The following is a 12,464-nucleotide window of genomic DNA, read 5'->3' as shown; positions in this document are numbered from 1 at the left end:
GATCTGAGGAGGGAACAAAAGGGGAAAAAGGGATGAAAAGAAACGTAGTAAAGGGATTGGCAACAGGGGCTCTTGGATTGCTGGCATTGTTCAGCTTCGCCGCTTGCGGCAGCAGTCAAGCAGATGAGGAAGCCACCGTTGTCAAATTGGGTGTCGTGGGTGAGCAAAACGAAGCCTGGGAACATGTGCAGGAAGAATTGAAGGAAAACGAAAATATCGACTTGCAATTGGTGAAATTCACCGATTATCGTCAGCCAATCGTGGCGCTTGAGGATGGCTCAATTGACCTTCACGCAGCATTGACGGAGATTTTTATGGACAATGTCAACGAAGAAAGTGGTTATTCCAACACGACGATTGCCTATACGACATTAAACCCACTTGGTATTTATTCCGATAAAATCACCGATGTCAACGAATTGGCAGATGGTGCTACGGTGGCTTTACCCAATGATGTCTCAAATGAGAGCCGTGCACTATTACTCTTACAGACCGCCGGTTTGATCACTTTGGATGAATCAAAAGGTTTACTGCCAACAACCAGTGATGTCATTGACAATCCCAAAGCCCTGAAATTTGAGCTACTTGACTCCAATCAAACTGCTCGGGCAATGACCGATATCGACATTTCTTTGATCAATAATGGCATGGCCGTCGATGCTGGTTTGGTTCCTACAGAAGATGCGATTTTCTTAGAACCTGTGGCTGATTCCTCCAAGCCTTATTATAATGTGATCGCTGCGCGAGCAGACGAAGCAGACAATGACGTTTACCAAACGGTCGTTCGATATTATCAGACCGATGAAGTAAAAGCAATCATCGAGGAAGTAACAAAGAAATCTAGTATACCTGTATGGGAATAGAAAGTTAAAAACGACTATTACTATATAGGAACAGGAAGTAGGATGGAAAAATGATAAATTGGAAAAAAGGTTTAGCAAGTGTTGCCGTCGTTGGACTAGGATTTGTTCTAGCAGCCTGCGGTGGATCAAATACAGAAGAAACGTCAACCAGTAGTGCAGCTGGAGCTGGGGATGATTCAACATTCACTTATGCGATCAGCGGGGACCCATCGTCCACTAACCCGATCAACACCAGTGATCGTTGGGGATTGACAGTGACAAACATGATCTATTCTCCACTAGTTACAGTGGAAGCAGACGGAACAACACAAAATGCGTTGGCAGAATCAGTGGAACCAGCTGAAGACGGCCTTTCATTGACAGTACATTTGAAACAAGATGTGAAATGGTCAGATGGCGAAGACTTTACCGCCGATGACGTTGTTTTCACATATGAACAAAAAGTCAAAAAAGAAAATGGCAATGCCGATTCCCTTTGGGTCGACGACCAACCAATCGCGATCGAAAAAGTGGATGAATACACCGTCAAATTCGTGTTGCCGACACCGAGTGCGGCAGCGATCAGTAATATTGCAACCGAAACATACATCATTCCCGAGCATATCTTTAAAGATGTTACCGACTTCTCTGTCAGTGAACTGCCTGAAAAACCAGTCGGCACTGGTCCGTATCAACTGAAAGAATACAAACGTGGTGAGTACTTTACTTTTGAAGCCAATGAAAACTATTATGGCGGCAAGCCTTCGATTCAAAATGTGACGTTGCGCATCATCGAAAGTACCGATACTGCGAAAGTCGCTTTGCAAAAAGGGGAAGTGGATGCAGCCGTTGTCTTGCCTTCAGATATTGAAGACTTAGATGATGAGCAGATCTCTGTTTATCCTTATACTGAAAACCGTGTTGGTTATCTAGGCTTGAACACTCACTCAGATGCTTTGCAAGATGTGAAAGTTCGACAAGCAGTTCTCTATGCGTTGAACAAAGATGAATTAAATCAAGCAGCATATTTAGATGAAGAGTATTATGCAACACCATATTCATTCTTGCCACCGAACAACCCATACGTCACTGATGATGTTGAAAAATATGAGACGAATGCTGAAAAAGCAAAAGAACTTTTACAAGAAGCTGGGGTGACTGATTTGTCATTGAATTTGGCTTTCAACTCAACCGATCCAGCCCAAACGATCCAAGCTACGTTGATCCAACAACAATTGCAACAAGCAGGCATAACGGTTACACTTGAAGGTGGCGATGGTACAGCGATCTTTACCGAGTTGAAGAAACCTGATTCAACGAAGTACAACTTATTCCTTGGCGGGTATATCATGGGAAATGACCCTGACTTATACGGCAGTCTATTTGAAACTGGCGGTAGTGCCAACTACTTCCAAAGCAATAGCGAAACCATTGACAATTTGTTTGCCCAAGCAGCAGTTGAATTAGACACGGACAAACGTGAAGCATTGTATGATGATTTGCAAAAGGCCATTGCTGACGAAGCGATCATTTACCCAATCGTTGACAACAAGAAAATCCTAGCGGTCAATAACCGAATTGGTAATGTAGAAGATGCAGGTTTGATCCCAATCTATACATTCGAAGATATGTCTAAATTGACAATCAAGTAAATCCATTGGCTGTGATAAAGAGGAATCTTTTTTATCACAGCTTTTTTCTATGAAAAAGAAAGTAGGTCAGTTATGTTTCGATACATTGCAAAACGAGTATTGCAAGCAATCCCTTTGCTGTTTGTGATCTCTTTTATCGTTTTTTCACTTATACATATCGCACCGTATGATGTGATCGACTCCATCACGACACCCAATATGTCGCAAGAGCAAATCGATCTTTTGCGGCAGCGCTATGGCTTGGATCAACCCTTTTTGGTTCAATATTTTCTTTGGATCAGAAATATTCTTACCGGTAATCTTGGCTTTTCTTTGGTGTCTCAAAGTAGTATTTCACAAGAACTTGCGACTCGGATTCCCAATACCATGCGCCTAGTGATCCCCGCTTATTTGACTGCCTTGTTGTTGGCCATCATTTTGGGCCTGTTGGCTGCTGCCAACAAAGGAAAGATTTGGGATCGGATCATTGACGCTGTGGCATCTCTAGGAATCGCTGTGCCGACCTTCTGGTTTGCGATGATCTTGATTTATGTATTTGGTTACTTATTAAATATGTTTCCAATCATTGGCATGTATACGGTCGGTAAAGAAGGGGATTTTGGCGATTTTCTGCAGCATTTTATTTTGCCTTATACCACATTGACAGTCGCCTTCTTTCCAGATTTGACGCGATATATCCGCGCATCAGCGACACAACAAGTTTCAGAAGACTACGTGATGGTGCAACGGGCATTTCATGCCAGCAAATGGCAGATTTTCAGCCGTCATATTAGTCGAAATATTTTGATTCCTGTTGTCACCCAAATCGGCTTGGCGTTGCCGATGTTAGTTACCGGTGCGATCATTACAGAAACGATCTACGGCTGGCCGGGCGTCGGCCCTTACTTGATGAGTGCGACGAAAAGCCTCGATTATCCTGTGATCATGGCCATCATGCTGTTGTCAGCAACACTGGTCATCTTAGGGAATTTGTTAGCGGATGTATTATACTCCGTGGTTGATCCACGTATCCGTAAAGGAGGGAGTAAGTAATGAAACGTTTCAAAAAAATCAGTGAAGTCATGCTTGCTTCGCCCATCTATACCTTTTCTGTCGTTTTCCTGACGTTATTGATTATTTTGTCGCTTGTTGCACCTTTGATCCCCATCGATCCTAATGCAACGGATGTCAGCAACATGTCACAGCCGCCGAGTTGGTCTCATTTATTTGGAACCGATGAAGTGGGGCGAGATTACTTTATTCGGGTCGTCTACGGCGGTCGGGTATCATTGTTTGTAGGTGTTTTGGCAATGATCACAGCGACGTTTATTGGGACTCTTGTCGGGCTTGTTTCTGGCTACTTTGGCGGTTGGATCGACAACCTGCTGATGCGGCTCGTCGATGTATTGTCATCGATTCCTTGGTTGGTGTTAGTGATCGTTTTGAGCGTCTTTTTACGTCCCGGACTAACCACGATTATTATTGTGATCGGCGGCTTCTCCTGGATGAACATCGCTCGTTTGATTCGTGGTGAAACGTTAGCGGCGAAAGAACGGGAATATGTCGCATACGGGAAATTTATCGGACGTTCTTCATTTAGTATTATCGTGAAGCATGTTTTCCCAGCAGTGCTTCCTACCTTGATCGTTGCGGCATCTGCAAGTATTTCAGGAGCGATCATGACCGAATCGGCTTTGAGTTTTCTAGGCTTAGGAATACAGCAACCGATGGCTTCGTGGGGCAGTCTGTTGCAAAACGCGCAAAACAGCTTGCAGCGGGCACCATACATGGCGATTCTTCCAGGGCTCTTTGTTATTTTCACCATCTATTCCTTTAACAATATCGGCGACATGATCAAACATGTCTTGCAGAGAGAGGTGTGACCGATGAAGACAGAGTTATTAGCGATCGAAGCGTTGAATGTGACATTTCAAAGCAAAACCGGTCCGAAACCGTTAGTAAAAAATCTTGATCTGGTAATTCCTAAGGGCAAAGTCGTTGGGATCGTTGGCGAATCTGGCAGCGGCAAAAGTATGACCATGAAAAGCGTCATGGATCTTTTGCCTGATAAAGTGACCGATCACTATACCAGTTATACATTTGAAGGAGCAGCAGTGACCGATCGTCGAACATTACCGATCGCCATGATTTTTCAAGACCCGATGACTTCGTTAAATCCTTTGCGCACGATTGGCTATCATTTGATCGAAGTGATTCGCCGCTCACAAAAAGTATCGAAAAAAGCAGCACAAGAAATCGCCGTCAAAGAGTTAGAAAAAGTCGGCATACCTTTTCCAGCACAACGCATGAAACAATATCCTCATGAGCTATCTGGGGGGATGCGTCAGCGGGTGATGATTGCCATGGCTTTGTTGGCGCAACCGAAATTGCTGATCGCAGATGAACCGACAACGGCTTTAGATGTGACGATCCAAGCACAGATTTTGGCATTGATCAAAAACCTGCAAAGAGAGAACCAGCTTTCCGTCGTCCTTGTGACCCATGACTTTGGGGTCGTTGCAGGAATGTGCGACTTTATTAAAGTGATGTATCAAGGCCGAGTCGTGGAAGAAGGAACCACGGAAGAAATTTTTTATCAGCCGGAACATCCTTATACGAAACAATTATTGCAGGCGGCCCATTTAGGCGACAAGCATGCCGAATTAAAAGTCTTTGACTATCATGAGACATTGGCAGATGAACTGCAAGAAACGCAACTATCTAAGACACATCGCGTCTGGCGCAATCAGGAGGTGACAGAATAATGGAAGAACTGATTCGCGTAGAACATGCGACGAAAATCTTTCGCAGTAAAAACTGGCGCGGCACTGTCAGTGAAGTCCGAGCGGTCGAAGATGTCAGCCTAACGATCCATCGGGGCGAGACATTGGGGCTAGTGGGGGAATCTGGGAGTGGGAAAACCACTTTAGGACGCAGTATTTTAAATTTAGAGACCTTAACAAGCGGGGAGATTTTCTTTGAAGGCAAAGAGCTAACAGCATTGACGGCAGAAGATCGCAAAGCAGCGTATCAGCAAATGCAGATCATTTTCCAAGATCCGTATTCATCATTGAATCCCCGTATGACAGCACTTGAACTGGTGATGGAGCCGTTGTATCATGAAACGAAAGATGCTGCTCGAGCGAAAGCCAAAGAAATCTTAGCGATCGTCGGGATCACCGGTGATGACGTCCATAAACTGCCTCGCAGTTTCAGCGGCGGACAACGGCAACGGATCGGTATCGCTCGTGCGGTGGTCAATCGCCCGGCGTTCGTCTTGTGTGATGAACCGACTTCGGCATTAGATGTCTCCATTCAGGCTCAGATCATCCAATTGCTGCTGCGTCTACAAAAAGAGTTTTCATTGTCTTATTTATTCATTTCCCATGACTTGTCCGTGATTCGTCATATCAGTGATCGAACAGCCGTCATGTATCAAGGGAAATTAGTTGAATTGGCACCTACCGATCGTTTGTTTGAAAATCCGCTGCATCCTTACACGAAGAAATTATTAGCAGCAGCTCCGATCGCTGATCCTGTGTTAGCAAGAGGTGCGATGGAACAAACGGAAATTCAAAGCACGATTACTTTGACACCATTGTATGAATGGGTCGAAGTTGAACCAGATCATTTTGTGAGGAGAGAAAAACGATGACAGTAGAAACATTGACGATCCATCAAGGAAGCGACAAATTTGAAATGACGACACCAACTGGCAATTGGGTGTTAGCACGGGAAAAAGGCTATTCGCCTGTCCAAATGCTTGTGAGTGCGGTAGCTGCTTGCGGCGGCTATGTATACGCATCTGTCTTAGAGAATTCAAAGGTTGAAGCAGAAATCGAAAAGATCGAAGTCAGCTATGACCGAGACGACAATAAAAAAGCCCAACCAGTCAGTGCTATCCAAATTCAGTTTTATGCGAAAATCGCCGAAGCTGATCATGACAAAGCGACCCGTTGCCTAAAACTCGTTTCACCAAATTGCCCCGTGATCCAATCGTTAGATCCAACGATCGAAGTGACGGAAACGGTGACGTTTATTTAATCGAAAAAAGACTTTGTGTGCCTGAAACCAAAAGGCGTACAAAGTCTTTTTTGATCAATAAATAATATTCTCCCGAATAAAATCGATATCTGTCACTAATAGTTTGCGATCGACACTCTTTAGGGCGCCAGATTCTCGTAATTTTTGCATCATTCGATTGACACTGCTGGCAGAGGTAATGCCGCAAAAGCGAGCGATCTCTTCATTGGTGACTTCAAAGTCGATCAAGACGCCCTCTGTTGTTTGAACCCCAAAAGTTTCATAGAGCTCATTGATTTGGGTACAGACAGCACCGAATTTGCCGTTCATCAGCATTTGCTGCATCTTTTTCATCGTATCCATCAAGTTTCTCCGATAATACTCTTTGACATAATCCTGTAGCAGACGGTCACGATTGACATCTGCCCAAAATTGATCCCGCACGATTTTGTATAATTCGGCTTCTTCTGATTCAACCCGCACATTAAAAGGGGCTTCGACTTCTTGAGAGGATTCGTCTTTAAACAAAGAGACGATCTCGAAATCCGTCAAATAGCGCAAGTTGAATTCGCGCCCTTCATGGGTCACTACGCTAGTTTTGATGATGCCTTTTTTTAAAATATAGACGTACCGATCCGGGATGCCTTCATACGTCAAGTAACTCTTTTTCTTGCGGATAACGACCGGTATTGCTTGTTTTTCTAAATAATCACGTAATATCTGTTTCTCCACCCACGTTACTCCTTCACTTCATGCCAACCCAACATTTTCTGAAAAAAAGATGAAATATCCTCTATTCAAGCTTCATTAAAAGACATTTCTAGTGAAAAAGCAATAACAAATGTTAATGTTTCTTGTTAATGCTCTTTTTTAACAGCAAAAGCGCATTTCAAGTAGAGGAAGTTTCGGTATAGTAAAACGCATCACAGCACAAACAGGAGGAATGGAAGAAACATGTCAGACAGGGAAACCAATCAAGAAGGAATCGTCAGCTCGACGCCGTCAACCAAAAATGAAAAACTATGGAACAAAGGGTTTATCACGATTACCTTGATCAATTTTATCGTCTTTCTCGTGTATTATTGTTTTGTCGTCATCACTGCGAAATTTGCCACTCAGGAGTTAGGGGCATCCACCGCACAAGCTGGCTTGGCAGCGGGGATCTACATTATCGGGACCTTGATCGCTCGCTTGTATGTTGGAAAAATTTTAGAATTAGTTGGTCGCAAAGCCGTTTTGCGCTGGGGGATTTTGTTTTATGTTATTACCACCGCTGCCTATTTAATCTCGGTCAACATCTATATTTTAGATACCGTTCGCTTTTTCAATGGCTTTGCTTATGGTGCTGTCTCAACTGCGGCTAATGCGATCGTCACAGCATATATCCCAGCTTCCAAACATGGCGAAGGGATCAATTACTATGGATTAAGTACCAGTTTAGCAGCGGCAGTCGGGCCTTTTATTGGCATGCTATTATTACCGACCGTCGGCTTTGATTTCATTATTTGGTTAGCAACCATCTTATCAATCGCAACAGCCATCGCGTGTTTCTGGTTCCCAGTCAAAAACATCCCATTAACAGAAGAACACAGAGCACAACTAAAAAAATGGTCCATCAAAAGTTTTGTCGAACCAAAAGTCTTTTTCATTTCCGGGATTGCCTTTTTGATCGGGTTGGCTTACTCCAGTGTTCTCGGCTTCTTGTCGATCTACGCCAGTGAGCTTGGGTTAGAAACGGCCGGTGCCTTTTTCTTCATCGTCTATGCACTTTCCGTGACTTTCACACGGCCAATGACTGGCAAACTATTTGACCGCCATGGCGCAGATGCGGTCATGTATCCTAGCTTTCTTTTCTTGACCCTTGGTCTTTTCCTATTGAGTATTACCGGCAGCAGCTGGATGTTGTTGCTTGCGGGTTGCTTTGTCGGCTTGGGCTATGGCACCTTCATGTCGAATGGCCAAGCCGTTTGTCTAAAAGAGGTCGATCCTCACCGTGTCGGCGTAGCGCTCTCCACCTATTTCATTGGACTGGACCTCGGCTTAGGCGTAGGTCCCTATGCATTAGGAAGCTTGCACGGTCTGTTTGATTACTCGCAGATCTACATCTTATGCGGACTGATCCCAGTCGTCGTTCTTGTTTTATACAAATTGTTTTATAAAACGAAACGCGCAGTTGCCGCCGTTGGTACTTTGAAGCAGCCAATCAACGAAGAAGAATGACCTCAACCATCACAAAAAGGAGTGTTTCACCATGGATAACAATCAATTGATTATTGAAGCATTGAACAAATTAGTGACGAACATCAACGAATTAAATGAAGAAATGCACGCTATGAAAGAGGTCACCGCAACGATGACCCATGAACAACTAGCTATCGATCATCAATTACGCGACATCAAATCGGTATTGATCAATGACAATCTGATTGGATAATTTGTCATAAAGCATGAAAGGAAACAAGAAACAGGAATGAACGCTTTTTTTGAGAATGTTTGTTGCTCACTTACTAGTGGCAGAAAAATTCACATAAGAAAAGCGTTTTTTTTGATGCGCAAAAAAGAAAAGCGAACATTGGCAGATTTTGTACAAGAAAATAAGCAAGAAAAATTGTGGCAGTCCGCGCTTGTATGCTATAGTGTGTCTGGGTAGTAATACCTAATAAAAATCAGAGTAGGAAATAAAGCGTTAAGTGCTGAAAGGATGGGATGTTGCCTTTCGGACGAAGAACGGTCATTCGTTCGCGGTTTTATTTTCGCATTCGCTGCATGAATTTGTAGCAACTCTAAAAGGAGATGCTCGCTATGAAAAGAAAAGTCGATGCACACATGATTGCGGTCATGGGACTTTTGATTGCCTTAATGGTGGTCTTGTCGCAAATCTTGGGGTTTGAAACCTCCTATATCAAAATCACATTTTCCTTTGTACCACAGCTGATCATGGGTATGCTGTTTGGTCCGTTTTGGACCGCAGTTGGATCGTCATTAGCTGATATCGCAGGAATGGTGATTTTTCCAAAATCAGCCTACTTTTTCGGCTTTACCATCAATGCCTTTGTTGGTGGACTGATTTATGGCTACTTCTTCTATCGGAAAGAAGTCACATTAAAACGAGCGGCAACGGTCGTCTTGTTAAATACTATTTTGATAACCTTGATCTTAACTCCGATCTGGTTAGCTATGATGCTGAATATTCCTTTGACAAGCTGGGCCATCTGGTCGGTCCGCTTGCTAAAAGCAGTCATCATGTTCCCGATACAAACTGCGTTGATTTACATCGTAGGGCGTGCGGTACCATACAAACGGCTGATCCGACGGTTCGTTTAACGAGTAAAAAAGAACGATAACATCCATTGAAGTGAATCATCTGCGAATATTTCGACAGTGGTTCACTTTTTTCTTTCTAAGGATGGGCTTAGTCATTCTCAATAACTTGTTTAGAGGGGAAGGTGAACCTATGAATAAAAAAGGACTCGCTATGGGACTGTTTCTTTTCTTGGTCTTAGCAGCAATGGGAGGGATGAAGTGGGTGATAGAACAGCAAAAACAGCAAACGGAGGAGTCATCCGTGATCCAGCAAAGCAGCTCGAGAGACGAAACAAAGGAAGAAAGCAGTGCAAGCCAAGAAACCACCTCAATTTCCACGTCACCTTCTGTTTCAACTTCCACGCAAGAACAGTCAGAAGAGGCAATAGAAGAAAAAATCGCCACGATGAGTTTGGAGGAGAAGGTCGGGCAATTGTTTTTTGTCCGTGTACCTGAAAGCAATCAAATCGAAGAACTTCAAAACTATCACTTTGGCGGCTATCTGTTATTCGGCCGTGATACCGAAAATGAGACGGCGGAGAGCTTGAAACAGAAAATTTCAGATTACCAAGCAGCCAGCGCCATTCCGCTGTTGATCGGTATGGATGAAGAAGGGGGCACGGTGACTCGCATCAGCCGCAATCCGAACCTTACGGATCAGCGTTTTCTCTCACCACAACAGCTATATGCCCAAGGTGGATGGTCGGCGATCGAAGAAGATACAGCAAAGAAAGCGGAAATTTTAAAAGCGTATGGCATCAATGCCGGGCTGTTTCCCGTTGCCGATGTTTCCACTGATCCGCAGTCCTTTATCTACGACCGAACCATTGGCATGGATGCGCAGGGCACGAGTGCGTTTGTAGAACGTGTGGTTCATGTTTTGCAGAAACACCACGTGGGGTCAACCTTGAAGCATTTTCCCGGCTATGGCAACAATCGTGACTCGCATGTCGCCATCGTCACCGATGACCGCCCGCTATCTGCACTGCGGGAAACGGATTTTCTGCCTTTTGCAGCAGGGATCAAGGCTGGTGCCGATAGTATTTTGGTGGCCCATACGATTGTCAATAGTATCGATAACACTGTACCCGCCTCTATTTCAAAACCCGTGCATGAGTTGCTCCGAAATGAATTGCATTTTGAAGGGGTCATCATGACGGATGACTTGGATATGGCAGGACTTTCTGAGTTCATTCCGCAAAATGAAGCCGCATTACAGGCGTTGCAGGCGGGAAATGATCTAGTGATCTCATCTACCTACCAAGAACAGATCCCCTTTGTCGTACAAGCGGTTGAAGATGGCCGCTATTTGGAAGCTGATTTGAATGCTTCCGTCAAACGAGTTTTGCTCTGGAAAGAAGCATTGCATTTACTTTAAGAAAAAATAAACCTGCTGTTTCCTCCGTGTAAGAGAGTCGTTCTCTTACTGAGAGGAAGCAGCAGGTTTTTTTAGATACTATGAGCCAGTACCTCTAATTCTTTGGCAAAGGCTTCTTGTCCAATAAATCGCAGATAGTCCAAGGCTTTTTCAATCGTGGCCATTCCCAGCGTACGATCTCCTTGGAACAAGGCGTAAATGCCTTCGAAATAACGAATCATCAGGCGGATACGATCATTGTCCGGCGGCAGGTGATCGGCTAGATACGTCAGCACATGCGCCAACTCGGCAGGTTTTTTGCGATCGATAAACAAGAAAGCCGCATTCGTCAGCAATTTTGTGTAGATTTGATAATTGATACTTAGCGTATTGCTGTAAAAAATTTTTTTATTCAGGTGTTTCATTTGATACAAGATGTACTCGTCAGAAAAAAGGAAAAGCAGATTGGTAAATAAGGAGATTTCAAACTTTCCCCACGTGTCGATTCGTTCCAAGTATTTCTTGATGGTCGCTTCGATGATGCAACGTTCTTCCTCGTCGGTAACTACGCCTTTTTTCTCTAAAATCAAAAAGAATTGACTATACAATACATAATAGAAAAAATCCTTCGTGGTTTTATACAGTGCTTGGGCTTTGTTGATCAAAGAGAGTACTTCAGAATAATTGCTTTCATAGTAAGCGGTGGTCAACTGTTTGGATAGCTGTTTTTTCTCGCTGACTTGATTGTCATCCAAGCGATACTCAAATTCCTCTAAGGTGACATTTAAGCGGTCCAAATATTGGTGCAAAATATCAAAGGCGATGCGATGCCCTTTTTGTTCAAAGGTTGCCAGTGTACTGCGTTCTGAAATGTTCTCAACCAATTTTCGCTGTGAGATATTTCGTTCCGTTCGTAACTCTTTTAACAAGTCATTGGCCTTCAAAAAATCCCTCCTAAAAAAAGTGGACGGAAAAATAGTCCAAATATGTTACAGCTTTATTTTGCGGGTAAACTTGAAGAAAGTCAATTAAAGGAGGAGAAATGGATGTTTGATTTTTTTAGTTTTCCCTGGGAAGTTGTAGAACTAATGGCTAACGTTTTTTCTTTCTTCAAATAATCGATCCTTTGTGATTGGTTAGCAATTGATTTTTTAACAGGAAAAAAGTATAAGTGGTTTCACGTAATAAGTTACTGTTCATTCGCGCATTCAAACGCCCTCTCCCCAAACAGCTTACCCTGTCAAGGTGCGTAGGTTTGCCGAATCCCTTTTAAAAAAGGAGCAAACACAACAGCGAGTGATTGCTCTT

Annotated in this window: 13 protein-coding genes and 1 riboswitch; of the genes, 11 read left to right on the top strand and 2 right to left on the bottom strand. The window is 43.6% G+C overall.

Translation table 11 applies throughout. From position 1 onward, the window contains the following. Positions 1-32 precede the first annotated feature (32 nt). From IGI94_RS10785 to IGI94_RS10755, 7 genes are all read left to right on the top strand, one after another. A complete protein-coding gene (locus IGI94_RS10785) occupies positions 33-863 on the top strand; it encodes a MetQ/NlpA family ABC transporter substrate-binding protein (RefSeq protein ID WP_438899731.1) in 831 nt (276 codons plus the stop codon). 50 nt (positions 864-913) lie between these two features. Then, the gene (locus IGI94_RS10780; protein ID WP_016613557.1) at positions 914-2,494 is read left to right on the top strand and encodes an ABC transporter substrate-binding protein; all 1,581 of its coding nucleotides are present in this window, start codon (positions 914-916) and stop codon (positions 2,492-2,494) included. Positions 2,495-2,566: 72 nt separating this feature from the next. Continuing rightward, positions 2,567-3,526, top strand: coding sequence for an ABC transporter permease (locus tag IGI94_RS10775; protein WP_005234830.1), 960 nt, complete (start codon positions 2,567-2,569; stop codon positions 3,524-3,526). Further along, a complete protein-coding gene (locus tag IGI94_RS10770; RefSeq protein ID WP_005234832.1) occupies positions 3,526-4,356 on the top strand; it encodes an ABC transporter permease in 831 nt (276 codons plus the stop codon). Before IGI94_RS10775 ends, IGI94_RS10770 begins: the two co-directional genes overlap by 1 nt. 3 nt (positions 4,357-4,359) lie before the next feature. Then, positions 4,360-5,238 carry an ABC transporter ATP-binding protein gene (locus IGI94_RS10765; RefSeq protein WP_005234835.1) on the top strand — a complete coding sequence of 293 codons (879 nt, stop codon included), beginning with the start codon at positions 4,360-4,362 and terminating at the stop codon, positions 5,236-5,238. After that, the gene (locus IGI94_RS10760) at positions 5,238-6,128 is read left to right on the top strand and encodes an ATP-binding cassette domain-containing protein (protein WP_005234837.1); all 891 of its coding nucleotides are present in this window, start codon (positions 5,238-5,240) and stop codon (positions 6,126-6,128) included. The genes IGI94_RS10765 and IGI94_RS10760 overlap by 1 nt, the downstream gene beginning before the upstream one ends. Further along, positions 6,125-6,517: an OsmC family protein gene (locus IGI94_RS10755; RefSeq protein ID WP_016621556.1), complete on the top strand. Its 393-nt coding sequence runs from the start codon at positions 6,125-6,127 to the stop codon at positions 6,515-6,517. The genes IGI94_RS10760 and IGI94_RS10755 overlap by 4 nt, the downstream gene beginning before the upstream one ends. Positions 6,518-6,571: 54 nt before the next feature. Here IGI94_RS10755 and IGI94_RS10750 read toward each other — a convergent pair whose 3' ends face one another. Continuing rightward, positions 6,572-7,228, bottom strand: a complete 657-nt coding sequence (locus IGI94_RS10750; protein WP_061054390.1) for a Crp/Fnr family transcriptional regulator — start codon at positions 7,226-7,228, stop codon at positions 6,572-6,574. 222 nt (positions 7,229-7,450) lie between these two features. Between IGI94_RS10750 and IGI94_RS10745 the strand changes: the two genes are divergently transcribed. The 4 genes from IGI94_RS10745 to IGI94_RS10730 all read left to right on the top strand — a co-directional run bounded on the left by IGI94_RS10745 (position 7,451) and on the right by IGI94_RS10730 (position 11,177). Beyond that, entirely contained in the window at positions 7,451-8,716 is a 1,266-nt protein-coding gene (locus IGI94_RS10745; RefSeq protein ID WP_438899730.1) for an MFS transporter, read from the top strand. A gap of 31 nt (positions 8,717-8,747) precedes the next feature. Next, a complete protein-coding gene (locus IGI94_RS10740; RefSeq protein ID WP_005225550.1) occupies positions 8,748-8,930 on the top strand; it encodes a hypothetical protein in 183 nt (60 codons plus the stop codon). A gap of 231 nt (positions 8,931-9,161) precedes the next feature. Continuing rightward, a riboswitch (THF riboswitch) is annotated at positions 9,162-9,263 on the top strand. A 26-nt stretch (positions 9,264-9,289) separates the two neighbouring features. After that, entirely contained in the window at positions 9,290-9,820 is a 531-nt protein-coding gene (locus tag IGI94_RS10735) for a folate family ECF transporter S component (RefSeq protein ID WP_005234846.1), read from the top strand. Positions 9,821-9,950: 130 nt separating this feature from the next. After that, the gene (locus IGI94_RS10730; RefSeq protein WP_035006661.1) at positions 9,951-11,177 is read left to right on the top strand and encodes a glycoside hydrolase family 3 protein; all 1,227 of its coding nucleotides are present in this window, start codon (positions 9,951-9,953) and stop codon (positions 11,175-11,177) included. Between the two features lie 71 nt (positions 11,178-11,248). Here the strand turns inward: IGI94_RS10730 and IGI94_RS10725 are convergent, their stop codons facing one another. Next, positions 11,249-12,100 carry an Rgg/GadR/MutR family transcriptional regulator gene (locus IGI94_RS10725; RefSeq protein WP_008378897.1) on the bottom strand — a complete coding sequence of 284 codons (852 nt, stop codon included), beginning with the start codon at positions 12,098-12,100 and terminating at the stop codon, positions 11,249-11,251. Positions 12,101-12,464 lie beyond the last annotated feature (364 nt).

Source organism: Enterococcus sp. AZ149 (assembly GCF_051714285.1).
In the GTDB taxonomy this organism is placed as follows: Bacteria; Bacillota; Bacilli; order Lactobacillales; family Enterococcaceae; genus Enterococcus_D; species Enterococcus_D entomosocium.
Note: the sequence above shows the minus strand (reverse complement) of the source record. Positions and strands in the feature narration are given on the sequence as shown.

What these genes read in the sequence shown, in the direction of transcription:
- IGI94_RS10760 (WP_005234837.1), top strand. Translation starts at nt 5,238, where the DNA reads ATGGAAGAACTGATTCGCGTAGAACATGCGACGAAAATCTTTCGCAGT.
- IGI94_RS10740 (WP_005225550.1), top strand. Translation starts at nt 8,748, where the DNA reads ATGGATAACAATCAATTGATTATTGAAGCATTGAACAAATTAGTGACG.
- IGI94_RS10755 (WP_016621556.1), top strand. Translation starts at nt 6,125, where the DNA reads ATGACAGTAGAAACATTGACGATCCATCAAGGAAGCGACAAATTTGAA.
- IGI94_RS10735 (WP_005234846.1), top strand. Translation starts at nt 9,290, where the DNA reads ATGCTCGCTATGAAAAGAAAAGTCGATGCACACATGATTGCGGTCATG.
- IGI94_RS10745 (WP_438899730.1), top strand. Translation starts at nt 7,451, where the DNA reads ATGTCAGACAGGGAAACCAATCAAGAAGGAATCGTCAGCTCGACGCCG.
- IGI94_RS10730 (WP_035006661.1), top strand. Translation starts at nt 9,951, where the DNA reads ATGAATAAAAAAGGACTCGCTATGGGACTGTTTCTTTTCTTGGTCTTA.
- IGI94_RS10765 (WP_005234835.1), top strand. Translation starts at nt 4,360, where the DNA reads ATGAAGACAGAGTTATTAGCGATCGAAGCGTTGAATGTGACATTTCAA.
- IGI94_RS10780 (WP_016613557.1), top strand. Translation starts at nt 914, where the DNA reads ATGATAAATTGGAAAAAAGGTTTAGCAAGTGTTGCCGTCGTTGGACTA.
- IGI94_RS10785 (WP_438899731.1), top strand. Translation starts at nt 33, where the DNA reads ATGAAAAGAAACGTAGTAAAGGGATTGGCAACAGGGGCTCTTGGATTG.
- IGI94_RS10770 (WP_005234832.1), top strand. Translation starts at nt 3,526, where the DNA reads ATGAAACGTTTCAAAAAAATCAGTGAAGTCATGCTTGCTTCGCCCATC.
- IGI94_RS10775 (WP_005234830.1), top strand. Translation starts at nt 2,567, where the DNA reads ATGTTTCGATACATTGCAAAACGAGTATTGCAAGCAATCCCTTTGCTG.